This is a genomic window from Variovorax paradoxus EPS, from assembly GCF_000184745.1.
In the GTDB taxonomy this organism is placed as follows: Bacteria; Pseudomonadota; Gammaproteobacteria; order Burkholderiales; family Burkholderiaceae_C; genus Variovorax; species Variovorax paradoxus_C.
Genome location: NC_014931.1, coordinates 1,998,273 through 2,022,564, shown reverse-complemented (window position 1 = coordinate 2,022,564; position 24,292 = coordinate 1,998,273). Strand labels below are relative to the sequence as shown.

Annotated in this window: 29 protein-coding genes; 14 read left to right on the top strand and 15 right to left on the bottom strand. The window is 67.5% G+C overall.

Going from position 1 to position 24,292, the window contains the following annotated elements:
- Positions 1-14: 14 nt before the first annotated feature.
- The 4 genes from VARPA_RS09200 to VARPA_RS09185 all read right to left on the bottom strand — a co-directional run bounded on the left by VARPA_RS09200 (position 15) and on the right by VARPA_RS09185 (position 3,884).
- The gene (locus VARPA_RS09200) at positions 15-1,775 is read right to left on the bottom strand and encodes a hypothetical protein (protein ID WP_013540282.1); all 1,761 of its coding nucleotides are present in this window, start codon (positions 1,773-1,775) and stop codon (positions 15-17) included.
- A 4-nt stretch (positions 1,776-1,779) separates the two neighbouring features.
- On the bottom strand, positions 1,780-2,421 hold the full coding sequence (locus tag VARPA_RS09195; RefSeq protein ID WP_013540281.1) for an aspartyl/asparaginyl beta-hydroxylase domain-containing protein: 642 nt from the start codon (positions 2,419-2,421) through the stop codon (positions 1,780-1,782).
- A 128-nt stretch (positions 2,422-2,549) separates the two neighbouring features.
- The gene (locus VARPA_RS09190; RefSeq protein ID WP_013540280.1) at positions 2,550-2,900 is read right to left on the bottom strand and encodes a hypothetical protein; all 351 of its coding nucleotides are present in this window, start codon (positions 2,898-2,900) and stop codon (positions 2,550-2,552) included.
- A gap of 12 nt (positions 2,901-2,912) precedes the next feature.
- Entirely contained in the window at positions 2,913-3,884 is a 972-nt protein-coding gene (locus VARPA_RS09185) for a LysR family transcriptional regulator (RefSeq protein ID WP_013540279.1), read from the bottom strand.
- Positions 3,885-3,979: 95 nt separating this feature from the next.
- Between VARPA_RS09185 and VARPA_RS09180 the strand changes: the two genes are divergently transcribed.
- Together VARPA_RS09180 and VARPA_RS09175 are read left to right on the top strand one after the other, a co-directional pair.
- Positions 3,980-5,071: an adenosine deaminase family protein gene (locus VARPA_RS09180; RefSeq protein WP_013540278.1), complete on the top strand. Its 1,092-nt coding sequence runs from the start codon at positions 3,980-3,982 to the stop codon at positions 5,069-5,071.
- A gap of 8 nt (positions 5,072-5,079) precedes the next feature.
- A complete protein-coding gene (locus VARPA_RS09175) occupies positions 5,080-6,057 on the top strand; it encodes a Bug family tripartite tricarboxylate transporter substrate binding protein (protein WP_041942830.1) in 978 nt (325 codons plus the stop codon).
- Positions 6,058-6,081: 24 nt separating this feature from the next.
- Here VARPA_RS09175 and VARPA_RS09170 read toward each other — a convergent pair whose 3' ends face one another.
- Positions 6,082-6,537, bottom strand: a complete 456-nt coding sequence (locus VARPA_RS09170; protein WP_013540276.1) for a CBS domain-containing protein — start codon at positions 6,535-6,537, stop codon at positions 6,082-6,084.
- Between the two features lie 151 nt (positions 6,538-6,688).
- Between VARPA_RS09170 and VARPA_RS09165 the strand changes: the two genes are divergently transcribed.
- Positions 6,689-7,999 carry an O-acetylhomoserine aminocarboxypropyltransferase gene (locus VARPA_RS09165; RefSeq protein WP_013540275.1) on the top strand — a complete coding sequence of 437 codons (1,311 nt, stop codon included), beginning with the start codon at positions 6,689-6,691 and terminating at the stop codon, positions 7,997-7,999.
- 1 nt (position 8,000) lies between these two features.
- Positions 8,001-8,825, top strand: a complete 825-nt coding sequence (locus tag VARPA_RS09160) for an alpha/beta fold hydrolase (protein ID WP_013540274.1) — start codon at positions 8,001-8,003, stop codon at positions 8,823-8,825.
- Positions 8,826-8,831: 6 nt separating this feature from the next.
- On the opposite strand, the gene VARPA_RS09155 is transcribed toward VARPA_RS09160, so the two are convergent.
- The 3 genes from VARPA_RS09155 to VARPA_RS09145 are packed head-to-tail and all read right to left on the bottom strand — an operon-like array spanning position 8,832 to position 10,970.
- On the bottom strand, positions 8,832-9,860 hold the full coding sequence (locus tag VARPA_RS09155; protein WP_013540273.1) for a tripartite tricarboxylate transporter substrate binding protein: 1,029 nt from the start codon (positions 9,858-9,860) through the stop codon (positions 8,832-8,834).
- Positions 9,861-9,907: 47 nt separating this feature from the next.
- Positions 9,908-10,570, bottom strand: a complete 663-nt coding sequence (locus tag VARPA_RS09150) for an NAD-dependent epimerase/dehydratase family protein (RefSeq protein WP_013540272.1) — start codon at positions 10,568-10,570, stop codon at positions 9,908-9,910.
- Between the two features lie 16 nt (positions 10,571-10,586).
- On the bottom strand, positions 10,587-10,970 hold the full coding sequence (locus VARPA_RS09145) for a thioredoxin family protein (protein WP_013540271.1): 384 nt from the start codon (positions 10,968-10,970) through the stop codon (positions 10,587-10,589).
- A 112-nt stretch (positions 10,971-11,082) separates the two neighbouring features.
- Here VARPA_RS09145 and VARPA_RS09140 point away from each other — a divergent pair, with 112 nt between their 5' ends.
- A complete protein-coding gene (locus VARPA_RS09140) occupies positions 11,083-11,421 on the top strand; it encodes an Mpo1-like protein (RefSeq protein ID WP_013540270.1) in 339 nt (112 codons plus the stop codon).
- 9 nt (positions 11,422-11,430) lie between these two features.
- Here the strand turns inward: VARPA_RS09140 and VARPA_RS09135 are convergent, their stop codons facing one another.
- Complete coding sequence (locus VARPA_RS09135; protein ID WP_013540269.1) at positions 11,431-12,642, bottom strand: YihY family inner membrane protein; 1,212 nt, start codon at positions 12,640-12,642, stop codon at positions 11,431-11,433.
- A 56-nt stretch (positions 12,643-12,698) separates the two neighbouring features.
- Between VARPA_RS09135 and VARPA_RS09130 the strand changes: the two genes are divergently transcribed.
- Positions 12,699-13,112, top strand: coding sequence for a DUF2069 domain-containing protein (locus VARPA_RS09130; protein ID WP_041942829.1), 414 nt, complete (start codon positions 12,699-12,701; stop codon positions 13,110-13,112).
- Entirely contained in the window at positions 13,109-14,542 is a 1,434-nt protein-coding gene (locus tag VARPA_RS09125) for an FAD-binding oxidoreductase (protein WP_013540267.1), read from the top strand. Before VARPA_RS09130 ends, VARPA_RS09125 begins: the two co-directional genes overlap by 4 nt.
- On the opposite strand, the gene VARPA_RS09120 is transcribed toward VARPA_RS09125, so the two are convergent.
- From VARPA_RS09120 to nthA, 3 genes are read right to left on the bottom strand one after another with little or no spacing between them, the layout of a single operon-like run.
- Entirely contained in the window at positions 14,539-14,904 is a 366-nt protein-coding gene (locus tag VARPA_RS09120) for a nitrile hydratase accessory protein (protein ID WP_013540266.1), read from the bottom strand. The genes VARPA_RS09125 and VARPA_RS09120 overlap by 4 nt on opposite strands.
- Positions 14,901-15,566, bottom strand: a complete 666-nt coding sequence (gene nthB / locus VARPA_RS09115) for a nitrile hydratase subunit beta (protein WP_013540265.1) — start codon at positions 15,564-15,566, stop codon at positions 14,901-14,903. The genes VARPA_RS09120 and nthB overlap by 4 nt, the downstream gene beginning before the upstream one ends.
- On the bottom strand, positions 15,563-16,231 hold the full coding sequence (nthA, locus tag VARPA_RS09110) for a nitrile hydratase subunit alpha (protein WP_041943442.1): 669 nt from the start codon (positions 16,229-16,231) through the stop codon (positions 15,563-15,565). Before nthA ends, nthB begins: the two co-directional genes overlap by 4 nt.
- A gap of 63 nt (positions 16,232-16,294) precedes the next feature.
- Between nthA and VARPA_RS09105 the strand changes: the two genes are divergently transcribed.
- From VARPA_RS09105 to VARPA_RS09090, 4 genes are all read left to right on the top strand, one after another.
- A complete protein-coding gene (locus tag VARPA_RS09105) occupies positions 16,295-17,137 on the top strand; it encodes a thymidylate synthase (RefSeq protein WP_013540263.1) in 843 nt (280 codons plus the stop codon).
- 23 nt (positions 17,138-17,160) lie between these two features.
- Positions 17,161-17,682 carry a dihydrofolate reductase gene (locus VARPA_RS09100; RefSeq protein WP_013540262.1) on the top strand — a complete coding sequence of 174 codons (522 nt, stop codon included), beginning with the start codon at positions 17,161-17,163 and terminating at the stop codon, positions 17,680-17,682.
- A complete protein-coding gene (locus tag VARPA_RS09095) occupies positions 17,679-18,803 on the top strand; it encodes a phosphatidate phosphatase App1 family protein (protein WP_013540261.1) in 1,125 nt (374 codons plus the stop codon). Before VARPA_RS09100 ends, VARPA_RS09095 begins: the two co-directional genes overlap by 4 nt.
- A 163-nt stretch (positions 18,804-18,966) precedes the next feature.
- Positions 18,967-19,206 (top strand): hypothetical protein, encoded by a 240-nt coding sequence (locus VARPA_RS09090; RefSeq protein WP_013540260.1) that lies wholly within the window; start codon positions 18,967-18,969, stop codon positions 19,204-19,206.
- Positions 19,207-19,219: 13 nt separating this feature from the next.
- Here VARPA_RS09090 and VARPA_RS09085 read toward each other — a convergent pair whose 3' ends face one another.
- The 3 genes from VARPA_RS09085 to VARPA_RS09075 form a co-directional block, all read right to left on the bottom strand.
- Positions 19,220-20,227: a lysylphosphatidylglycerol synthase domain-containing protein gene (locus VARPA_RS09085; protein ID WP_013540259.1), complete on the bottom strand. Its 1,008-nt coding sequence runs from the start codon at positions 20,225-20,227 to the stop codon at positions 19,220-19,222.
- Positions 20,228-20,250: 23 nt separating this feature from the next.
- Entirely contained in the window at positions 20,251-20,445 is a 195-nt protein-coding gene (locus tag VARPA_RS09080) for a hypothetical protein (protein ID WP_013540258.1), read from the bottom strand.
- A 117-nt stretch (positions 20,446-20,562) separates the two neighbouring features.
- Entirely contained in the window at positions 20,563-21,495 is a 933-nt protein-coding gene (locus VARPA_RS09075; protein ID WP_013540257.1) for a LysR family transcriptional regulator, read from the bottom strand.
- Between the two features lie 108 nt (positions 21,496-21,603).
- Between VARPA_RS09075 and VARPA_RS09070 the strand changes: the two genes are divergently transcribed.
- The 3 genes from VARPA_RS09070 to VARPA_RS09060 are packed head-to-tail and all read left to right on the top strand — an operon-like array spanning position 21,604 to position 24,282.
- Entirely contained in the window at positions 21,604-22,542 is a 939-nt protein-coding gene (locus tag VARPA_RS09070) for a dihydrodipicolinate synthase family protein (RefSeq protein ID WP_013540256.1), read from the top strand.
- A 50-nt stretch (positions 22,543-22,592) separates the two neighbouring features.
- Entirely contained in the window at positions 22,593-23,564 is a 972-nt protein-coding gene (locus VARPA_RS09065) for a Bug family tripartite tricarboxylate transporter substrate binding protein (protein WP_013540255.1), read from the top strand.
- Positions 23,554-24,282 carry an SDR family NAD(P)-dependent oxidoreductase gene (locus tag VARPA_RS09060; protein WP_013540254.1) on the top strand — a complete coding sequence of 243 codons (729 nt, stop codon included), beginning with the start codon at positions 23,554-23,556 and terminating at the stop codon, positions 24,280-24,282. The genes VARPA_RS09065 and VARPA_RS09060 overlap by 11 nt, the downstream gene beginning before the upstream one ends.
- Positions 24,283-24,292: the final 10 nt, after the last annotated feature.

Here is a 24,292-nt window from a genome sequence, read left to right as displayed (position 1 = left end):
AATGGCGGCTATCTTCAATTCAGGGAGTTCCAGAGCAATTTATCGATCTCGCTCACAGGGCCCGAAGGCAAATCGGCGGACAGCAATTTCTTCAGCTCTTCCTTGCCGTATGTCGCGGCCGGCATCGCTTCGGTCGGATAAATGTCCTCCAGCGGTCGGCGCCGAACGCCCTGGAACAGCAGGGAATGCGCGAGCGAGCAATGGGAACGCAGTCGCCCGGGGAAGCCGAACCATTTCTCCTCGATTGCCTGCGTCTGCAGCTTCAGCGTGTTGGCATAGCAGCTGATCGCCTCGGGCGATCCAATGGCGAATTGATCCCCCGCATAGAGCGTCTTGGTGAGCATGAGGTTATTGAAATAGATCACGCGCTGGCTGCGGCATTCCTTGGCCATCTTTGCCCAGTCGGGCTTCGCGGGACCGGCGCGGAAGGTGCGGTCCGGCCGGATTCTCAGCACGAGGTCGAAGGCTTCGCCGTCCTCCGCCATCAGGCGGTGCGCCTCCTGGATCTTGTAGAACATCTTGCGCTGGTTGTTGGCGTCGTTCTCGAACTGGGGCGTGCGGTGGTCTTCGATGACAACCGCCGCATCGCTGCCGTACAGAGCCTTGATGTCCGCCTCGCCGATCGTCGAGGACACGGTGAGCGAGGCGAAGAAATGCGGATAGGCTTTTTTCAGGACGTCGGTGCCGTACTGGAATCCAGCCTGCCTGTAGGCCTGCGCGAACGGCGCGTGCTTGAAGATGCGGTCCACGCCGTTGCCCGAGATCGGATCGGGAAACCGCCAGCCCGTGTCTTCCCAAGTGTGAACGAAGTACCTGACCCGGTGCCCGTCGAGATGAAGATGCTTCCAGGTCTGGAACGCCTCGACGTATCCGCGCATCTGCCCCGAGACGCACACGGCGATGCTCAGGTCCTTTCTTGCACCGGCCGCCGGCCGCCGGACATCGGTGCAGAAGGCGCGGGCAATTCTTGCGTTGGAACGCGCCTGCCTGCTGGCCTCGGTGCCCGGGGCGCCGCAGGTGTCGTGCACCTGGCGGACCATGCGGTCATGGGTGGCGTCGTCCAGCAATGCATATCCAAGGATCAGCAAGCGGCAGACGCCGGCCTCGTTCAGAGAGCGCACGCCGTTGTCGGCCTGCAGGATGTCGGCGACGAAGTCCCTGAATATCTTTCCATTGGCGGGAAGCACCGTCTGGAAGAACTTGCACAGCACTTCGTGGTTGTTCTTCTCGAAGAAGTCGATCAGCGTTTCCTTGTGGATGTCTTCGCCATAGCCGCTGAATCCCTCGATCGCGAGCGTCATCGCGACCTTGTCCTGCGGCTCCGGAAACGACCGTTCCTCGACCAGCGGCCTGACGATGCCGGCAAGGCTTCCGTAGGTGGCGAGGTGGTGCCTTTTCAAGCCGGCCAGATAGGCGGCGAATTCGAAGGGAGAGGCATCGATCACCTGCTCCAGCCTGCGCGCCAGTTGGCCGATCTGCCCCGCGATCAACTGGGTGAACGCGACATCCATGCCCTTGGCATCTTTCTGAAACTCTTCCTTCCAGGGGGCGCTGCCCCGGAGCTCCAGCGCGGCATTGACGTTGCCGGACAGAAGCAGCGCGTCCTGGTATCTCGGAAGGATCTCTTTCCTGAATGCGGGGTCCTGCTTCAATGCGCTGCGCAAGCGGTACAGGCTGAGCTCCAGCTGGTCCGACTTGCTGAAGGCCTGCAATTCGGCGTCGATGTCCGCCGCGGACTTCCAGGCGCCGAAACCGTCGGGTTCACCGTTCGGCATCGGGTCAGCCCGCCACGGCAAGGGCGCCCTCGTTCCGGAACACCGGCAGCCAGGGCTCGGCAAGCATCCGGAATTCAGGTCCCGGGTTCAGGCCCATCAGCAGATGCGCGCGGCTGGCAGGCTCGTTGCTGCGGTTTACGGCGCGATGGTTCACATCCACCCGCACCAGCCAGGCCGAACCGTCGGCGGGCAGGTGCACGCTCTCGATGCTGCCGTCCGCGCGCTGCCATTCGAAGAAGCAGTTCGGATTTGTGATGATCGGAATGTGCAGGCGCCAGGTCTCCTTGAGTGCGTCGGTGTGCAGCGGCATCTCCGCGCCTTCGCTTTCCAGCTGCATGATGCGTGCGCGAAAAGGCTGGAGGCCGGCGTCGTGCAAGGCATCCATCACCGTGGCAAGGTAGCCGGAGCAAGCGTCGGTCGGGGCAGTGCCGGGCACGAAAGGCTGCTTGCCGGGAATGCGGCGGATGCCGTCGGTCAGCGTGCCGTCGCGGCTGGTCACGGCCCAGCCGATGTAGTCGACGCGGTTGTCGCGATAGGGCATCGACGGCAACTGGCGGACGTGGTCCAGGAAATGTCGCCGCAGCGCATCGGCATCGATTCGGAAATTGGCCAGCCTCGCGAACATGACATCTCTTGAGTGCTTCATGTCTTCTCCTCGTTCCTCTTTTTGGGTGCCATCGCGAACGGATGGCGCGGATCGCGCAGGCGCTTGCATAGACGATGAGGCAAGGCCGCGCGCACAAGCGCGGCGGTCGACAGGCCGAAGGCCCGGACCTACGCGCAGGAAGAGAGCGGCTGGGGCGGCCGCGTCGGCCGCTCGAGGAAGGTCAGCGAGAAGAACGCCGGCGCGAATTCCGGCTGCGATGCCGGCAGCGGCGTGAAGCCGAACAGGTGCTCGACGAAGGGCGCTTCGATGCTGTGGCCGATGTCCAGGTCCGCGTCGTCCGCGGGCTGGGTGGCACCGGCCGTGCCCGCCGAATCGGCCGCCGCGGTTGCGTCGGCAAAGAGCACGTGCGCCACCTCGTCGCGCTGGTTCGCCGCGTCGACCAGCCCCTGCGCGAACACGACGAGGCCGTGGCAGCAAAGGAGGACCGCGAAGACGGCGGCGACGAGCGAGCGTGGCATGACCGGCGCATCTTAGCGACGCCTGCGGATGGCGTCGAGCGGGTGTCCACGCGTTACGCGGCGCGATCTGGGCTCCTCCGCCTGGGGCAATCGGTTACGCAGTAATGCGATGAGCTCCTGCGCCACAACGTTGCGCATCGGCCCCGGCAGGTAGGCCAGCACCACGCGACGCTCGATGCGCGGCTTCAGCAGCGGCACCACCGCGAGCTCGGGGTCGCGCAGCGACGCGGTGTACAGCCGCGGCATCAGCCCCAGCGCCTGGCCGCTGCGCACCAGCGCGTAGAGCGTCTCGGAATAGCTCACGCGATAGGGCTCGGCGCCCTGCGCGAACTGCGCGCGCGCTGGGTTGCCCAGCGCCGGCATGCTGCCGCTTTCGAACAGCACGAGGCGCTCCTTGCCGATGGCCTCCCAGTTCGCGTCGCCGGCCGCGGCCAGCGGATGGTCGCGCCGCACCACCAGCACCAGCGGATCGCGGAACAGGTCGATGCAGGTCAGGCCGTTCGGCGGCTCGGTGATGGCGGCCACCGCCATGTCGAGCTGGCCGCTGCGCAGCTCGGCCAGCAAGGTGGTCGAGGGTGCGTCGCGCCAGGCCAGTTCGACCTCGCGCTGCCCATCCTGCTGGAGGAATTCGCTGACCGCCGCGGCAACGCGCGCGCTGGCCGAGGGAATCACGCCAACGCGCACGAAGGCGCGGCCGCGCTGCACGGTGCTCTCGATGTCGCGCAGCGCCACCTCGAAGGTGTTGACGAGAAAGTCCGTGCGCGCCAACACCTCGGCGCCCACGGGCGTGAGTTCGAGGCGGTGGGTGGAGCGGGTGAGCAGTTCGGCGCCGAGCAGCTTTTCCATCTGCTTGATGGCATTGCTGAGCGCGGGTTGCGTGATGGCCAGTCGCCGCGCCGCGCGGCCGAATTGGCCCTCTTCCACCAGCACCGAGAAGAACTGCAGCTGGCGCAGCGTGAGTGCGCGCAGGGGCAAGGCGGCCATGGCATCTCCAATCACCGATGGTTATTGATTCAGTGAATCAAATTATAGAAATTCAAAATTTTCCCTATAAGCCTCCGCTCCCTAGACTGGTCAGCATGACCAGCCCCATCCCGCCTGCGTTCACCCTGGAATCGTTCCTCCGCGCGATTCCCAAGGTCGAGCTGCACTGCCATCTGTTCGGCACGGTGCGACACGAGACCTTCAAGCAACTGAACCTGCGCGCCGGGGCGCCGCTGGCGGCCGACGAGATCGAGGGCTTCTACACGCGCGGCGAAAAACCGGTCGGCGTATTGCGCGTGCTGCGCGCGCTCGATGCGCAGCTGGTGCGCAGCCCGGGCGACCTCTACCAGCTCACGCTCGAATACCTGCAGGACGCCGCCTCGCACAACGTGCGCTACGCCGAATTCTTCTGGAACCCGACCGGCACGGTGCACGGCTCGGGCATTCCGTATGCGATGGCGCAGGCCGCGATCGTGCGCGCCATACAGGATGCGCAGCAGGAGTTCGGCATCACCGGCCGGCTCATCGCCGCCATCGACCGCGAGGCCAGCCCCGAGGCAGCGGTGGAGATGGTCGAGTGGATCGTGGCGCACCGCTGCGACGAAGTAATCGGCATCGGCATTGACTACCGCGAGGTCGACCGGCCGCCGGAACTGTTCACGCAGGCCTATGCCGCGGCGAAGAAGGCGGGCCTCAAGACCACCGCGCATGCCGGCGAATTCGGCATGCCCTGGACCAACGTGCGCACCGCGCTCGATGTGCTGCAGGTCGACCGCATCGACCACGGCTACACGGTGGTCGACCAGCCGGATTTCGCGCGCGAATGCGCCGAGCGCGGCGTGCTCTTCACCGTGGTGCCGACCAACTCGTACTACCTGCGCACCCTGCCGCCCGAGCGCTGGGCCATCGACCATCCGATCCGCCGCATGCCCGGCCTCGGCCTGCGCATCCACCCCAACACCGACGATCCGACGCTGCACAAGGTCACGCCCACCGGGGCCTGGCTGATGATGGTGCGCGACTTCGGCTTCGGCCTGGACAACCTGCGCGGCTTCATGCACAACGGCCTCGATGGCGCATGGATCGACGACGCCCAACGCCGCGCATGGCGCACGCAGTGGAGCGAGGCGTTCGACACGCTGCGCGCCCGCCTCGACACCGAACCGACGCCCTCCACCTTCGAATGAACCACGCCATGAACACGCCCCGCCGACTTCTGCTTGCCGCCGCGCTCTGCGCTGCATTGCCCACCGCCGCGCTCGCGCAGGCATGGCCGACCGCCAAGCCCATCACGCTGATCGTTCCGTACACGGCCGGCGGCAGCGTGGACGTCAACGCGCGCCTCGTCGCGCAGCGTCTTGGCGAGCGGCTCAAGCAATCGGTCGTGATCGACAACGTGAGCGGTGCGGGCGGCGCCATCGGCGTGGCCAAGGCGGTGAATGCGGCGTCCGATGGCTACACGCTGGTGGTCGGGCCCGACAGCGCGATCGCCATCGGCAAGCTGGTGAATCCGACGGCGTTCCGCTTCGACCCGCTGAAGGACTTGGCGCCAGTGGGCCTGCTCAACACCGCGCCGATGGTGCTGGTCGCGCGGCCCGGCCTCGAGGCGCAGACCTTCGCCGACTTCGTGAAGCTCGCCAAGGCCAAGCCCGGCCAGTACAACTACGCGACCTCGGGCGTGGGCACCGTGCTGCAGCTGGCGACGGAACTGCTCAAGGAACGCAGCGGCATCTTCGTCACGCACGTGCCGTATCGCGGCGGCGCGCAGATCGCCACCGACGTGATCGGCAACCAGGTCGACCTTGCGATGCTGGTGAGCACCAGCGCCATTCCGCATGTGAACGGCAAGCGCCTGAAGGCGCTGGGCATCACCAGCAACAAGCGCCTGGCCGCGCTGCCCGGCGTGCCCACCTTCGACGAAATGCCGGGCCTCAAGGGCTTCGACATGGTGAGCTGGACGGGCATCTTCGCGCCCGCCAAGACGCCGCCTGCCGTGGTTGCGCAGATCAACCAGGAACTCAATGCGGTGCTGCAGGAGGAAGGGGTGCGCTCCAAGCTGATGGAGCAAGGCGCGCTGCCGGGGAGCGGCACGCCGGAATCGTTCGGGAAGTTCGTGCAGGCTGAATACGCCCGCAATCAGAAGATCGTGCAGACCGCCAACATCAAAGAGTGATGCCGCCTGCTGCAGGTCGGCAGATCAGCCGGTCTTGCTCTCGTCTTCCGCAGGCCAGTCGCGGATGTAGGCCTTGAGCATCTTGTTCTCGAAATTCTGGCTGTCCACCACGGCCTTGGCCACGTCGTAGAAGCTGATCACGCCCATCAGCATGCGCTTGTCCATCACGGGCATGTAGCGCGCGTGGCGCTCCAGCATGATGCGGCGGATTTCGTCGAGGTCGGTTTCCAGGGTGCAGGTGACGGGGGCATCGTCCATCGCCTTGCGCACCAGCGTGGTCCCGACCTGGCCGCCGTTGTTGACGATGGCCACGATCACCTCGCGGAAGGTGAGCATGCCGACCAGGTCACCGTGTTCCATGACCACCAGGGAGCCGATGTCCTTTTCCGCCATGGTGGTGGCGGCTTCTGCCAGCAGGTCGTCTGGCGTGATGGTGAAGAGCGTGTTGCCCTTGACGCGAAGGATGTCGCTGACTTTCATCGTGTGCTCCTCTCGGACTCTCGAACTCTCTTGCTGGGCGGGGTGCCGATTTGAATATAGCCCACAATCGACGCCGACCTGAACGCCCCTGTCGCCCACGCATGCTTTGCAGACGTAACGGGGCTTTGCGAGAGACAACAGAAAGGCCCTCATGCCCGGTTATTCCGACCCCGGTTTCGACACCCTCGCGCTGCACGCCGGCGCCTCGCCCGACCCCGCTACCGGCGCGCGGGCGGTGCCGATCCACCTGACCACCTCCTTCGTCTTCGAGTCCAGCGACCACGCGGCCGCGCTCTTCAACCTGGAGCGCGCGGGCCATGTGTATTCGCGCATCAGCAACCCGACCAACGCGGTGCTGGAGCAGCGGGTGTCGGCGCTGGAAGGCGGCATCGGCGCCATCGCCACCGCGAGCGGCCAGGCGGCACTGCACCTGTCGATCGCCACGCTGATGGGCGCGGGCTCGCACATCGTCGCGAGCACCGCGCTCTACGGCGGCTCGCAGAACCTGCTGCACTACACGATGCGCCGCTTCGGCATCGAAACCACCTTCGTGAAGCCCGGCGACCTCGATGGCTGGCGCGCCGCGGTGCGCCCCGAGACCAAGCTCTTCTTCGGCGAGACCGTGGGAAACCCGGGCCTGGACGTGCTCGATATTCCGGCCGTGAGCGACATCGCCCACGAAGCCGGCGTGCCGCTGCTGGTCGATTCCACCCTCACCTCGCCCTACCTCATCAAGCCCTTCGACTGGGGCGCCGACCTGGTCTATCACTCGGCGACCAAGTTCCTCTCGGGCCACGGCACTGTGATCGGCGGGATCGTGGTCGATGGCGGCAGTTTCGACTGGGAGAAGTCGGGCAAGTTCGCCGAACTCACGCAGGCCTACGACGGCTTCCACAACATGGTCTTCAGCGAGGAGAGCACCGTCGGCGCCTTCCTGCTGCGCGCCCGCCGCGAGGGCCTGCGCGACTTCGGCGCCTCGATGAGCCCGCACACCGCATGGCTCATCCTGCAGGGCATCGAGACACTGCCGCTGCGCATGGAGCGGCACATCGACAACACGCAGAAGGTGGTCGAGTTCCTCGCGACGCACCCCTTCGTCTCGCGCGTGGGGCATCCGCTGATCGAATCGCACCCGAGCCATGCGCTCGCGCAAAAGCTGCTGCGCCACGGCGCGCGCGGCGCGGGTGCAGTGTTCAGCTTCGACATCAAGGGCAGCCGCACGCAGGGCAAGGCCTTCATCGAGACGCTCAAGCTCTTCAGCCACCTGGCCAACGTGGGCGACTGCCGCAGCCTGGTGATCCATCCGGCGAGCACCACGCACTTCCGCATGACCGATGAAGCACTCGCGGGCGCCGGCATTTCGCAGGGGACGATCCGCCTGTCGATCGGCCTGGAAGACCCGGCCGACCTGATCGACGACCTGAAGCGCGCCCTCAAGGCCGCGGAAAAGGCAAGTGCCTGACATGCACTACACCGTCAACGGCCACGCCACCTACTGCTACACCGGCGGCAAGCCCTTCGATGCGGCGAAGCCCACGGTCGTGTTCATCCACGGCGTGCTCAACGACCACAGCGTGTGGATTCTGCAGAGCCGCTGGTTCGCCAACCACGGATGGAACGTGCTCGCGGTCGACCTGCCGGGCCATTGCAAGAGCGAAGGCCCGCCGCCCGCGAGCGTGGAAGAAGCGGCGCAGTTCGTCATCGCGCTGCTCGACGCGGCCGGCGTGCAGAAGGCCGCGCTGGTCGGCCACAGCTTCGGCTCGCTGATCGCGCTCGAAGCGGCCTTGCGCGCGCCTGATCGCGTGACGCACTTGGCGCTGGTCGGCACGGCGTATCCGATGGTGGTATCGCCCGCGCTGCTCGACGGTGCGCTGAACGATCCGCAGCGCGCCATCGCGATGGTCAACACCTTCTCGCATTCGCTGCTCGCGCCGCCGCCCTCGTCGCTCGGCCCCGGCACCTGGCTCTACGGCAGCTCGCGCGCGCTGATGCGCCGCGTGCTGGCGAGCAACCGCAACCACAACGTGTTTCACATCGGCTTCAAGGCCTGCAACGACTACGCGAACGGCGAAGCCGCGATGCAAGCGGTGCAGTGCCCGGTGCTGTTCCTGCTTGGCGATGCCGACCAGATGACGCCGCCGCGCGCCACCAAGGCGCTGGTGGGCAAGGCGCGCAACGCCAAGGTGGTGACGGTGCGTGCCGGCCATGCGCTGATGAGCGAGGCGCCGGACGAGACGCTGTTCGCGCTGCGCGACTTCGTGAGCGCAACGGCGGCCACTGCCGCCTGAGCGTCTTTACTCCACCGCGATGCCCGCGCGGTGCGCCAGCGCGCGGTAGCGCGGAATCTCTCTTTCGACCTGCTGCCGGAAGGCGGCCGGGCCGATCATCGTCGGCTCGATGCCTTGCGCGCGCAGTTGCGCCTGCAATGCGGGGCTGGCCAGCGTGTCGGACATGGCGCGCGTGAGCCTCGCGAGCACGGGCGCTGGTGTGTGAGCGGGCGCGGCAACGCCGTACCAGGCGTCGAAGCTGGCCTCGGGCAAGCCCTGCTCCGCCAGCGTGCGCACGCCGGGCAAAAGACCGGATCGCGCGGCGCCCACGATGCCCAGCGCGCGCACCTTGCCGGAACGCGCGTGCGGCGCGACCGAGGCCACGGTGTCGATGCCAAGGTCGACCTCCCCGCCGATCACCGCCACCATCGCCTGGCTGCTGCCCCGGTACGGGATGTCCTGTAGCCGGATGCCCGCGGCCAGCGCGAACAGTTCGCCGGTGAGGTGCGAGCCCGAGGCATTGCCGAAGGTGGCATAGCGGATCTGCCCGGGGCGCGCCTTGGCCGCGCCCACCAGCTCGGAAAGCGAGTGCCACGGCGCGGTTCCGCCTGCGAACAGCACCAGCGGTACCCGCGCGACGATGGCAATGGGCGCCAGGTCGCGCGACGGGTTGTAGGCGCGGGCGGCGCGCAGTGCCGGATTCACGCTGTAGCTGGTGGAGGCCGCCAGCAGCAGCGTGTAGCCGTCGGGCCTTGCGCGGGCCGCCATCTCGGTGCCGATGAGCGTGGAGGCGCCGGGCTTGTTGTCGATCACGACGGGCTCGCCCAACTGCTGCGACAGGGTGCGGCCGATCATCCGTGCCACGATGTCCGTGCCGCCGCCCGCCGCGAAGGGAACGACGAGGCGGATCGGCTTCTGCGGCCAGGTGTTCTGCGCTACCGCTGTAGCTGCGGCTGCCACCGCTGAATGCGCCACCAGCGCTGCGCTCGAGGCTCCGCAAAGAAGCAGCCGGCGCGAGATGCCGGAGGCAGTCTCTCTCAAGGCGGGGGCGGACATGGGCACGGAAGAACGCGGGTCCGCGGCCAGTCGCGAGGGTCAGTCGGTCAACGCAGCGCGTTGATGTCCGCCGGGTCGAGCACCACCTTCGGCGCGCCGCTGCGGGCCAGGGCCAGCATGGCGAGGCCGATCTGCTCGGTGGTCGTCACCTTGTCCGGCCAGCGCCGGTAGGCGAGGCTCAGGAGCGGCGCGATCACCACGTAGATGCCGTGGTACAGCGGCGTCTTGGAGCGCGCGCCGTGCAGCGGCTGGATCACGCCGGGGCGGAACATGTACGCCGCCTTGAACGGCAGGCGCAGCAGGGCGTTCTCGGTCGCGCCCTTCACCCGTGCCCACATGCTGCTGCCGCGCTCGCTGCTGTCGGTGCCGGCGCCCGTCACGTAGGTGAAGGTCATGCCCGGGCTGAGCCGGGCGAGCACGGTGGCCGCGGCCATCGTGAGGTCGTAGGTGACGCGGCGGTAGTCGTCTTCCTTCATGCCGACCGACGACACGCCCAGGCAGAAGAAGCAGGCGTCGAAGCCCTGCAACTGCGGCTCGATGGCCGAATAGTCGTACATGTCCTTCACAACCACGTCCTGCAGCTTGGGATGCTGCTGCCCGGTCGCACTGCGCCCGACCGCGACGACGCGCTCCACGTCAGGCGCCAGCAGGCACTCGCGCAGCACGCCCTGCCCCACCATGCCGGTGGCGCCGAAGATCAGGATGTTCATGGAAGGAAGGGGCCGGTTAAACCGAAAAGGTCGCCGGCTTCTTGTTCAGCACGGCGAGCAGCAGATCGATATCGAGGCTCGATGGCTGCGGAGGCTGCAAGGCGCCGAGCATGCGCGACAGCGTTTCGGCATGCGGCAGCAGCGGGCCCAGGAAACGCGTGCCGTCGGCACCGGCGACCAGCATCGTGGGGAAGGTCTCCACGTCGAAGCCGTCGGCGATGTCGGCGTGGTCCTCGATGTCGACCCAGCCGAAGCGCAACTGCGGATGCGCGCGCGCCACCTGCTCGAACAGCGGCCGGTACTCGCGGCAGGTGCCGCACCATTCGGCGCACAGGCAGACGACCCACAGCGCGTCGCTGGCCGGGTCGGTGGAATCGGTGGCTGTGGGCAGGGCGCTCAAGGCTGATGCGTCAGTGGTGTGAAGGAGAGCCGGGGTGGTGCGGCCAGGGGGTCGTGGCTATTATGGACAAAGCCCGCACAAAAGGCGCTCCGGCGCCAAGGAGACCCGCACGATGACCACCACGACTGCCCCGGAATCTGCCGTCGATCCGCGCCGTTTCAAGAGCTTCGCGGAGTTCTACCCGTTCTACCTGACCGAACACGCCAACCGCACCTGCCGCCGCCTGCACTTCGCGGGCTCGACGCTCTCGCTGCTGTGCCTCGTGGCGCTGGTGGTCACGCTCAACCCGTGGTGGCTGCTGGCCGGCGTGCTGGTCGGCTACGCCTTCGCCTGGGTCGGGCACTTCGGCTTCGAGAAGAACAAGCCGGCTTCCTTCAAGCGCCCGCTCTATTCCTTCATGGGCGACTGGGCGATGTACCGGGACATCTGGCTGGGCAAGGTCAAGATTTGAGTCGCGCTGCTAGATCAGCAGCACGTCACCGAGGCGAAGCGACCTCAGCGGCCCCTTCTGCCAGAGGTCTTCGAGCGGCTCGGCCTGCGGCATCAGCAGTTCCTTGAGCAGCGGCTCGATGGGCGTCGACGGGTCGGCCAGCAGCACGTAGCGCGGGTCCTCGTTGGCGGGCTCCTCGGCCAGCGGGGCGATCCAGTCGAGCGCCACCAGTGTCTCAAGCACGGGGAGCAACTGCAGGGTGTCGACCCGCATGCGCGTCACCAGTTCGGTCGCACCCATGCCCTTGGCCGGCGTGGCCTGTGCGCGCGCCAGGTGCTGCAATGTTTCCATGGCGAGTTGCAGCGGCCAGCCGGCAGCACCGCCACGGCGCGCCACCCCCGTCAGCAAACTCGGGAGGTACGCGGCAATCACCGCCCCCAGAAGCACGATCACCCACGCCACGTAGATCCACACCAGCAGGATCGGGAAGGTGGCGAACGCTCCGTACAGCACCGAATAGGTCGGCACCAGGCTCAGGTAATAGGCCAGCACGCGCTTGGCGATCTCGATGGCCGCCGCCACGAAGATGCCGCCGGCCCAGGCATGCGACCAGCGCACGTTGGTGTTGGGCACGTAGTGGTAGAGCGAGGCCATGCCGACCGCCAGCAGCGCGAATTCGAAGGTGTCGAAGAACAGCTTGACCATGCCGCGCCCCACCACGTCGCTCGTGGCCGAGACCACGTACGAGGTGGTCGACAGGCTCACCGCGAGGATGAGCGGCCCGAGCGTGATGGCGGCCCAGTAGATCAGCACCCGCTGCGCAAACGGCCGCGGCGTGCGCACGCGCCAGATGTTGTTGAGCGTCTTGTCGATCGTGAGGATCAGCGCAATGGCGGTGATCAGCAGCACGATCAAACCTGCGATGCCCAGGCCGCTGGCCTTGCTCGCGAACTGGTTCAGGTAGCCGAGCACCTGGCGCGCGATGTTCTCGGGGATCAGGCTCTCGATGAGCCAGCGCTGCAGGCGGCCCTGCATCTTGGCGAACATCGGGAACACGGTGAAGAGCGCGAGCGCCACCGTGAAGAACGGGACCATCGCGATGGTCGTGGTGAAGGTCAGGCTGCTGGCGGTCAAACCGAGCCGGTCTTCGCGAAATCGCTCGCCCAATACCGCAGCGGTGTTGCGCCACGGAAAACGCGAAAGATCCCTCCAAAGCTGCCGACGATTCATGGCCGGTATCATGCCATCCGCTCTTCAATGCGCCGCCTTCCACCGGGCGCCCTCTCCTTCGTCGCACCGTGACCGCCACCCCGCTCCCGCCCTCTTCCGTCCGCGCCACCCGATGGCTTGCCGTGGGCAGCCTCGTCGGCCTGATCGTGCTGGGCCTGGCCTGGGAGCTGTGGCTCGCGCCGCTGCGGCCCGGCGGCTCGCTGCTCGCGCTGAAGGTGCTGCCGCTGGTCGTTCCGCTCGCGGGGCTCTACAAGAACCGCATGTACACCTACCGCTGGGTCAGCCTGATGATCTGGCTCTATTTCACCGAGGGCGTGGTGCGCGCCTGGAGCGACACCAACGGCGTAGGGCAGCTGCTCGCGCTGGTCGAGGTGCTGCTGTGCCTGGTGCTCTTCGCGGCCTGCGCGTGGCATGTGCGCCTTCGCTTGCGCCATGCCAAGGCTGCCGCTGCTGCCCGTCAACTGGAGGCTTCCGCCCAATGACTTCTTCTTCCGCCACCGCATTGATCGACCAACTGCGCGCCATCGTCGGCGCCTCGCATGTGCTCAACGAGGGCGACCTCACCGCCTACGAACAGGACTGGCGCAAGCGCTCGCGCGGCAAGTCGCTCGCGGTGGTGCGCCCGGCCAATGCGCAGCAGGTGGCCGACGTGGTCAAGGCCTGCGCCGCAGCGGGCACGGCCATCGTGCCGCAGGGCGGCAACACGGGTCTGGCGGTCGGCTCGATTCCCGACGACAGCGGCACGCAGGTGGTGCTGAGTCTCCAGCGGCTGAATGCGATCCGCACCTTCGATACCGCCAACCTCACGATGACCGTCGAGGCCGGCTGCATCCTTCAGACGCTGCAGGAGGCCGCGGAGAAAGAGGGCTACCTCTTCCCGCTGAGCCTCGCGGCCGAAGGCAGCTGCACCATCGGCGGCAACCTCGCGACCAACGCGGGCGGCACGCAGGTCGTGCGCTATGGCAACACGCGCGAGCTGTGCCTGGGCCTGGAAGTGGTCACGCCGCAGGGCGAGATCTGGGAAGGCACCAGCGGCCTTCGCAAGGACAACACCGGCTACGACCTTCGCGACCTCATCGTCGGCAGCGAAGGCACGCTGGGCATCATCACCGCCGCGACCATGAAGCTCTACCCGCTGCCGGCCGCGCAGCTCACGGCCTGGGCCGCGGTGCCGTCGCTGGACCACGCGGTCACGCTACTGGGCCTCGCGCACAAGCACCTGGGTTCGGGGCTCACCGGCTTCGAGGTGATGGGCAAGTTCGCACTGAGCCTGGTCGACAAGCACATGCCGCAACTGCGCGTGCCCTTCATCGGCGACGAAGCGGTGCCCTACTGCGTGCTGCTGGAGAACTCCGACAGCGAATCCGAAGACCATGCGCGCGCCCGCTTCGAGGCGCTGCTCGAAACCGCCTTCGAAGACGGCTGCGTGACCGATGCGGTGGTCGCCGAGAACCTCACGCAGGCGCACCAGCTCTGGCACATCCGCGAGAGCATTCCGCTCGCGCAGGCCGAGGAAGGCCTGAACATCAAGCACGACATCTCGATCCCGGTGTCGCGCATTCCGGCCTTCGTGGCCGAGACCGATGCACTGCTGCAGCGCGAGATCGCCGGCGTACGGCTCGTGAACTTCGGGCACCTGGGCGACGGCAACCTGCACTACAACGTGCAGGCGCCGGAGAACATCGACACCAAGGCCTTCCTGAAGAATGAGGAAGACCGCATCAACACGCTGGTGTACGACGCGGTCGAGAAGTTCGGCGGCTCGTTCTCTGCCGAGCATGGCGTGGGCTCGCTGAAGGTCGACAAGCTCGAGAAGCACAAGTCGCCGGTGGCGTTGGAAATGATGCGGGCGATCAAGCGCGGGCTCGATCCGAAGAACACGCTCAACCCCGGACGCGTGATCCGCGTCTAGCCCGGAAAGTCTTCGCCGCGCAGCTCGATCGGTTGCCCGTGCGGCGTGCGGTCGGCCGCGTGGTCCCAGGCGTGGCGGTAGCGCGCGAGTTCGGCGCCTGAGCTCGCGCCTTTGCGGGCCACGAGGCCTTCGAGCGCGGCGAGCCAGTGGCGGTAGTAGGTGTCGCCGGTGTCGGGGTCGCCAGCGGCTTGCGCGGTGGCGATCTCCGCGGCGAGCGCCTCGGCCCACTCGACCCAGGTGAAGAGGCCACGCTCATGCAGCGCGAGCGTCATCGCGAAGGCCTGTGCTTCCCAAGGCTCCTTGAACACCGGGCCGTCGGCGTCGCGCGGCATGCCCGGCGCGAGCGGCATGTCCCCGGTCATGCGACCGCTTCCAGATAGCTTTCCCACGCATCGACCGACACCGAGAGGTTCTGTGGCGTCGCTTGCTCGCCCCAGAGTTCGGCTTCGTCGAAGACCACCGTGTACAGCCACTGCGGCTGTTCGCCCAGCCCTTGCGCGTGCGCATCGGCGAACACATGCGCGCCGTGGATGTGCTCGATCGTGCCGCGCTTGCCCTGCACATAGCCCGGCAGCCGCGTGTGATGGTCGACCTTGCCCAAATGCATGCGCACCGCCTGCCCGACGGCGAAGCGCGCCGGACCCGGCTCAGGGCGTTCGGTCGGCGAGCCCTTGGCGAGCACCGCGGGCACGTTCGCGGCCTGCAGCACGCGGGCGACCGGCGCGGGCGGATGCTTCATCTCGCCGGACGCGATCTCGTCGGGGAACACCTGCGCGCGCTGCAGCATCAATTGCTCCAGCGCGCCGAGCCAGATCTGGTAGTAGCTCAGGTCGCGGTAGTTGGGCAGCGTTTCGCGCACGGCGCGGCTCGCATCGATGTTCCAGGAGCCGGTCGCGCCCATCGCCAGCGTGAGGGCCAGCGCGCGCGGCTCCCAATCGGCGTGGAACAGCTCGCCCTCGGGCTCCGGCGTGACCGGCCCGAAGCCCGGCTGGCCGCCGAGGTCGGCATGCGTGACGTAGCTCATGCGGCGTCCCCCGCAGAAGGTGCTTCCACCAGCCGCGTGCCAATCATCGAATCGCGCGAGACCAGATCGGCGAGTTCCTCTTCGCTCCAGCCTTCTGTGCCGGCGGGCCGCTGCGGAATCACGAGATAGCGCACCTCGGCGGTCGAATCCCAGACGCGGATGCGCGTGGTCTCGGGCAGCGTGGTGCCGAAATCGGCAAGCACGCCGCGCGGGTCCTTCACGGCGCGCGATCGGTAGGGCGCGCTCTTGTACCAGGTGGGCGGCAAGCCGAGCACGGGCCAGGGGTAGCAACTGCAGAGGGTGCAGACGACCATGTGGTGCTGGTCGCTCGTGTTCTCCACCGCCACCATGTGCTCGCCCTGCCGGCCGGTGTAGCCGAGCGAGGCGATGGCGGCCGTGGCATCGGCCATCAGCCAATCGTGGAAGGCTTGATCGACCCAGGCCCGCGCCACCACCCGTGCGCCGTTGCGCGGGCCGATGCGGGTCTGGTAGGTGTCGATCAGCGCATCGAGCGCGGCGGGGTCGATGTAGCCCTTCTGCGTGAGCACGCTTTCCAGGGCGCGGACCCGCAGGTCCATCTCGCCGAGTTCGCTGTGGTCGTGGGCATGATCGTGGCCGTGTTCGTGGCCATGCTCCTGGCCGCTCGTGGGGTGGTCTTGGCTCATGGCCGCCATGCTAAGCCCGGGCACTTAAAATTCGAAAACCCGCCTCTGAGAGCCCCTCTTGCCATGACCTCCACGCCCACCCGCCCCGTTCGCTCCCAGTACGAAGATTTCATGCGCCACGTCGACACCCACGGGGTGTTCAAGAGCGACCGCACCGGCACCGGCACCAAGAGCGTGTTCGGCCACCAGATGCGCTTCGACCTGAACGAAGGCTTTCCGCTGGTGACCACGAAGAAGGTGCACCTCAAATCCATCATCCAGGAACTGCTGTGGTTCCTGACCGGCTCGAGCAACAACAACTGGCTCAAGGAACGCGGCGTCACCATCTGGGACGAATGGGCTCGCGAAGACGGTGACCTGGGCCCGGTGTACGGCGTGCAGTGGCGCAGCTGGCCCACGCCCGACGGCGGGCACATCGATCAGATTTCCGACGTCATCAAGACCCTGAAGACCAACCCCGATTCACGCCGCATCATCGTGAGCGCCTGGAACGTGGCCGAGCTCTCGAAGATGGCGCTGATGCCGTGTCACGCGTTCTTCCAGTTCTACGTGGCGCCGCCGCAGGCCGAAGGCGAGCGCGGCAAGCTCAGTTGCCAGCTCTACCAGCGCAGCGCCGACATCTTCCTCGGCGTGCCCTTCAACATCGCGAGCTACGCTCTCCTCACGCACATGGTCGCGCAGCAGTGCGACCTCGACGTGGGCGACTTCATCTGGACCGGCGGCGACTGCCATATCTACAGCAACCACGCCGAGCAGGTGAAGCTGCAGCTGAGCCGCGATCCGTATCCGTACCCCACGCTCAACATCAAGCGCAAGCCCGATTCGATCTTCGACTACCAGTACGAAGACTTCGAGGTGCTCGACTACAAGCACGGCGATCCGATCAAGGCGCCCGTCGCAGTCTGAGCGACCTGAGCGACCCAAGCCACATGACCGAGCCCCGCATCAACCTCATCTACGCCCGCGCCGCCAACGGCGTCATCGGCGTCAACGGCACGATCCCCTGGCACCTGCCCGAGGACATGGCGCACTTCAAGCAGAAGACCGCCGGCGCGCCGGTGATCATGGGCCGCAAGACCTGGGACTCGCTGCCGCCGCGCTTTCGCCCGCTGCCGGGACGGCAGAACATCGTGGTCACGCGGCAGGCCGACTGGCGCGCAGAGGGTGCGCTGCCGGTGGGCAACCTGCGCGATGCGCTCTCGCTCTGCGCGGAGGCGGCATCGCCCGAGGTGTGGGTGATCGGCGGCGCACAGATCTACGCCGAGGCCGAGCCGCTGGCGCAGCGCGCGGTCGTGACCGAAATCGCGCGCGACTACGAAGGCGATGCGCATGCACCCGTGCTCGACGGCGCGGCGTGGCGCGAGACGCAGCGCGAATCGCACGTCTCGGCCAAGGACGGCCTGGGCTTCAGCTTCGTGACTTACGAACGCATCGCGCCCACGCACGCATGAGCGACGAGCGCCCCGCCCTTCCGCCCGCGCCGCAATTGAAGCGCCGGTCCGTGGTGATGGGTGCGGCCTTGCTCGCAGGCCTCGCGCCGCTGCAAGCGCTGCAGGCCGCCGAACCGCTCGAACCCGACGAAGAAGCGCTCTTCATGCCCGGCACGGCTCGCCCCACTGCCGACGGCCGGATCGAGGTCGACATCCACGCCTGGATCTTCGAGCGCGAACGGCGCTGGGGCCTCAACGCAGCGCTCGCGCGCTACCTCGGGCTGAGCCTCAAGACGCTCTCGCCCGCCGCACGGCTGCGCTTCAACCAGCGCACCGCGCTGTTCCACACGGAGTCCGAGGAAGGCAAGTTGATCGACGTCGTCTTCGACGGCACGCAGACCCGCGTGAAGATGCCGCCTTCGACGGCGGACGGCCGCACCAACCTGCGCGTGGTGGTCGACGCGCCGCGCACCGCCGCGCCGGTGCAGTGGCTGCAGTTCCACGGCGTGACGGGGCCGGGCGAACTGCTGCACCGCTTCAGGGGCCAGGCGCTCGTGGTGCCGCCGGAAGGCGTGTCCGTGATCTCGGACATCGACGACACCATCAAGCGCACGCAGGTGCGCGACCGCCGCGAGATGCTGCTGAACACCTTCGCGCGGCGCTTCGAGGCGGCACCGCGCATGGCCGCGTACTACCGCGCGCTGGCGCAGGTGCCGGACACGCGTTTTCACTACCTCTCGGCGAGCCCGATCCAGCTCTATCCGGCGCTCGCGGACTTCGTTCGCGACAACGACTTCCCGGCCGGCAGCATGCATCTGCGCGAGAGCACGACATGGCGCACGCTGATCCCCGGCGCCGAGGATTCGCGCGCACACAAGCTCGGCGTGATCGACCGGCTGCTCACCGAATTTCCGCAGCGCCGCTTCGTGCTCGTGGGCGATTCGGGCGAGGCCGATCCAGAGATCTACGCGCAGGTGTACCGCGCGCATCCGCAGCGCATCGACAGCATCGTGATCCGCGACGTGACCGACGAAGGCCGCCTCTCCGATCGCTACCGCGCGACCTTCGAAGGCATCGACGCGGTGCTCTGGCACATCCTCATGCCGGACACCACCGCCTGGCCGCTTCAAGCCAGCAGATAAAAACCTGCTGCACTGCAGCGGCAAACGGTTGCGCTTGTACTGCGCGCACAAAGTGAAAACTTCCGTAAGCGCTTCAAAAAGGCATGCCCACCGCAGGGATTAGCCACGGCTAATTGTTTGTGCGCACAATGTCCGGACCGCCATCAAGACAAGGAGACGGCTCATGTCCATGGAGTTTCTTCGGGTGATCTCCGAGCAGAGATTGCCCTATGTGATCCACACGCCCGCAGACATCGACAGGCTGCGTGTGCTGCGTGCGGCCGATCTGGTCACTGCCTTCATACCGCCTTCCGAGCGTGCGCCGGATCAGCGTGCGATACGGCAACTGGCCCAGGTCGAATCGATCACCGCGAAGGGCAAGCTGGCACTGAACAAGGCCACATCCGCATTCATCGAGTTGTGAACTCAGCAGCCTTTCAGGGCTGCGCATCCGCCAGCGGATGGCTGGCCGAATAGCGCTCCAGAAACAGATAGAGCACGATCCCGCCGGCCAGCGGCAACAGGTAGTAAAGCGCGCGATACGCGAGCACGGCGCCCATCAGCGCACCCTGCTTCACCGAACCCGAAAGCAGCGCGAGGTACACCGCTTCGAGCACGCCGAGCCCCGCGGGAATCGGCGTGATCACCCCCACGATCGATGCCGCCAGCAGCACGCCCAGCGTGGTCGTGTAAGGCACCTGCTGACCGAGCAGCAGGTACATCGCAGAACCCATCAACGCCCAGTTCGAAGCCGACAGCGCGAGCTGCACCAATGCGAGCCGCGCGGAAGGCAGCTTCAGCCGCCGGTGCCGCACGCGCCATTCGCGGCCACGAAGGACCGCGCAGGCCACGACATACGCAACGGCCAGCAGGATCATCACAACACCGATGACGCGCAGCGCGCCAGGACCGATCGGCGCCCGGCTCGGCGGCGCAATGGCGCCGGCTGCGAACAGGCCGCCCGCCAGCAGCCCGTAGCCGAGCCAGTTGGTCGCAAGGCTGATCCCGACGATCTGCGCCACGGTGGTTTCGTCCAGGCCCGCGCGCGCATAGAGACGCGCGCGCATCGCGACACCGCCGACGAGCGAGCCGAGGTTCAGGTTGAACGCATAGCTGGTGACCGCGATCGCCCAGGTGCGCCAGCGCGGCAGCGCGTGGCGTGTGTGCCGCCGTCCGATCAGGTCGAAGCAGCCATACAGCGCATGGCTCGCGGTGGCGAGCCCCAGCACGCCGAGCAGCAGCCAGGGGGAATAGCGTTGCAGCGCATGCCATGCGCCGGCCCAGTCGACCTTGTGCGCATGCGACAGCAAGAGCCCGAGGATGGCGATGCCGACCAGCGGCAACACCCAGCGGCGGCTGCGCTGCCAGAGCGATGCCGATGTGGCGGATTCGCGGGAAGGTTCAGTGCTGGTGCTGGCGCTGGCGGTGGCTGCGTTGCCGTTCATGGGCGCGACCCTGGACCGCGGCGTCAGGACTTGCTCTCGCGCGACTTCTCCGCCTTTTGCGGCGTCTTGTCTTCCGCCGGGCCCGGGTCCTCGAGCTTGCGGTTGACCACCTTCTTCATCATCTCCTCGCCTTCGGTGTCTCGCCCGTCGCTGGGCACGGACTCCTCTTGCGTGACCTCGGGCTCCTCGTGGGTGGGGGCTTTGGTTCTGGAACTCATGGGAAATCTCCTGTGGAACACCCGAGTGTCCGGAGGCGCGGCGCCCGGCTCGCCAGCCGGCGACGACGGGGAATGCAGGACATCGCCCCGAGTGCGGGGCCTCGCGAAGGAGGCTGGCTAAGGCGCGCTGGCGCCGCCGACCAGTTGCCACAGCGCCTCGGCCACCGGCGTCATGACGGCGAGTTGCCGGTACAGCCGGATTTCCACCGGCACCCGCCAGCCACCCGCGCCGGCGTCAACCAGCGCGCCGCTGCGCAGGTCATCCGCCACCAGGCTCATCGGCAGCCACGCGAGGCCGCGGCCTTCGAGCGCCATGGTCCTGAGCAGCGCGGCATGGTGCGCCGTGAAGACTACCGAGAGGGACGGCGCGAAGTCCTTGCCGAATTCGCTGTCCTGGATCGACCGCATGATCCGCCCGAGTCCCGAGGCCTCGCTGTAGGCCAGCACCGAAGGCGACTGCTGCATGCCGAGTGCATGCCGGGGCGCGCCGTCTGCATCGGGGGCCGCGACCGGCACCAGCACGTCATCGCTGAGGCGCTGCACCGGGTACTGCGCGTCGTCGAGCCGGCCCGGTGCACCGGCGTGCCCGTGGCACAGCACGAACTGCACGCGGCGCTGCAGCATCAAATCTTCGCAGGCGCGAGAGCTGTCGGAGATGGTCTGGATCGGCCCCATGCTCAGGCCCGCCTCCACGCTCGCAAGCCAGCGCGGGAAAAAGGTGAGCGACAGCACATGCGTGGCGGCGAAGCTCAGGCTTGCCGCGGCCAGGTCGTGCGCGGCCCGCGTCTTGATGCGGGCTGCCTCGAGGCCAGCGAGCACCTCCTGCAGCAGCGGCTGGAAGCGCCTGCCCGCGGGCGTCAGCGCAGCCGGATGCGCACTGCGGTCGAACAGGTCGACGCCCACCCATTCCTCCAGCGCGCGGATGTGCCGGCTGAAGGCGGGCTGGGCAATGGAGCGCGCCTCTGCTGCGCGAGAGAAGTTGCCGGTCTCGGCCAGGGCCAGGAAATCTTCCAGCCATTCCATGTCGAGCGGTCGGTTGCCGGGGCCCATGCGCGGTGCGTTTGGATAGTTCTATGCAATTGGAGTATTGGACGGTCCGCGCCCCGCCGGGAAAGATGCACCCAGTTCTGCACCTTGACCCCAAAACGGAGACACAGCATGCCTTCCATCGCGAATTATCGCGGGATCATTCCCGCCATTTCCTGCCCCTTCACCGCCGACCACCGCATCGACGAGCCGGCCCTGCGCAAGCTCGCATCGTGGCTCGCGGGCCATGACGGCGTGGTGGCAGTCATGACCAACGGCCACACCGGCGAGGTGTTTTCCCTCACACCCGCCGAACGCGCCGAGGTGACCCGCATCGTCGCGGACGAACTGCGCGGCCGCATGCCGGTGATCTCGTCCATCGTGTGCGAAGGCCTCGCCGAGGCGGCCGAGCATGCGCGGGCCGCGCAGGCCGCGGGCGCGGTCGCGCTGGACGTGATGCCCCCGCACCACTGGCTGCGCTTCGGCTTCACGCCCGGGCATGCGCTGCAGTACTTCGAAGCCATCCACCGCGCGGCGCCCGAGCTGGACCTGGTCTGCCACGTGTACCCGGCCTGGACGCGCGCCTCCTATTCGTCGCAGCTGCTGGCCGAACTGGCGCGCCTGCCCTACCTGCAGGCCTTCAAGGTCGGGCAGCGCGACATGAACAAGTACGCACGCGACATCCAGGCGATCCGCGAGGCCGATGCGTCCAAGGCCATCCTCACCTGCCACGACGAATACCTGCTCGCCTCGATGGTGCAGGGCGTGGACGGCGCGCTGGTCGGCTTCGCGACCTTCATTCCGCAATTGATCATCGACCTGTGGGATGCGGTGAAGGCCGGCGACCTGAAGAAGGCGATGGCGGTGCAGGCGCTCATCACGCCGCTCAAGGATGCGGTCTACGGCGGCGGCGAGCCGACCGGCGAAGCGCATGCGCGCATGAAGGGCGGCATGTACCTGGCCGGCGTGCTCGACAACGCCACCGTGCGCCCGCCGACCGAGGCGCCGAACGCACGCGAGATGGACGCGCTGCGCGCCGCCGTCGAGCAGGCGGGCCTGTCCAAGCGCTGAGCCTGTGGGGCCCAGGTGCCCCGATGAAAAAAACCAAGGAGACAAGAGACATGCAACGCAACCATTTCCTGCGGGCCGCGCTCGCCGCCCTCGCGCTGGCGGCAGCATCCACCGCCGGCTTCGCGCAGACCTGGCCGAGCCGGCCGGTGCGCATGGTGATCCCGTTCCCGCCGGGCGGCACGCTGGACACCATCGGCCGCCTGCTCGCGCAGAAGCTCGGCGAGCAGACCGGCCAGTCCTTCATCGTGGAGAACCGCGCCGGCGGCAACGGGATCATCGGTGCCGACCTGGTGTCCAAGGCGCCGGCGGACGGCTACACGCTGCTATTCAATGCCTCGACCTTCACGACCGCGCCGATGACCATGAAGGCGGTGCCCTACGACGTGGTGAAAGACTTCGCGCCGGTCGCGCTGGTCGCCAAGGCGCCACTGTCGGTGGCCATCAACAAGAACCTGCCGGTGACCGACGTGAAGTCGCTCATCGCCTATGCCAAGGCGCACCCGGGCAAGATGACTTTCGCGGTGGGCTCCATCGGTTCGGCGGGGCACCTGTCGACCGAGTTGCTCAAGCGCGCGGGTGGCGGGCTCGACTACCTGATCGTGCCGTACAAGGGCACGGCGCCTGCCTTCCAGGACTTGATCGGCGGGCAGATCGACGGCTTCATCGATCCCATCCTGGGTTCGCTGCAGTACCACAAGAGCGGCATGGTGAAGGTGATTGCCGTGACCTCGGCCACGCGTGCCACCAGCCTGCCGAACGTGCCTACCGTGGGCGAAAGCATTCCCGGCTACGAGTTCTACAGCTGGTATGGCTTGTGGGGTCCGGCGAAGCTTCCGGCGGCCGTCACGCAGCGGCTCAATGCCGAGGTCAACAAGGCGCTGGGCACCGACATGCGCGAGACGCTCCAGGCGCAAGGCCTGCTGCTCACGCCGGGCAGTGTGGAGGAGTTCGTGAAGTTCCAGGCCGACGACATGGCGCGCTCCAAGAAGATCATCGTGGAGGGCAACATCCATGTCGAATGAGACAGACGCTCATCCAGCGCATCCAGCGCATGCGCCGCATGCCGTGGTCACCGGCAGCAGCGGCGGCATCGGCCGCGCGATCGCGTCGCACCTGCTCGACCAAGGCTGGCGCGTGAGCGGCCTCGACCTCGCGGCGCCGACGCTGGCGCATGCGCACTTTGCGCATGTGGCGGTCGACCTGTGCAATGCCGATGCCATCGCGCACGCGACGGGCGCGCTGGAGGACGCCGATGCGCTGGTGCATGCGGCCGGCGTGTTGCGCGTCGGGCCGCTCGGCGCGCTCGACCATGCCGGCGGCGAACTGATGTGGCGCCTGCACGTCGATGCCGCCACGCGGCTGGCCGATGCGCTCGTGCCCGCGATGGCCGCACGCGGCCGGGGCCGCGTGGTGTTCGTCGGCAGCCGCGTGGCGCAGGGCCTGCCCGGGCGCGGTCAGTACGCGGCGACCAAGGCGGCGCTGATCGCGCTCGCGCGCAGTTGGGCGGCGGAGGTCGCGGCCCAGGGCGTCACCGTCAACGTGGTCTCGCCGGGCGCGACGCAAACCTCGATGCTGCAGGACCCGGCGCGCGCCGCCAGCGCGCCGCGCCTGCCGCCCATCGGCCGCCTGATCCAGCCGGAAGAAATCGCCGCGCTGGTCGCCTTCCTGTTGTCGGCAGAGGCCGCGGCCATCATCGGCCAGGACCTCGCCATCTGCGGCGGCGCGTCGCTGCACCGCTGAATTCATCCGC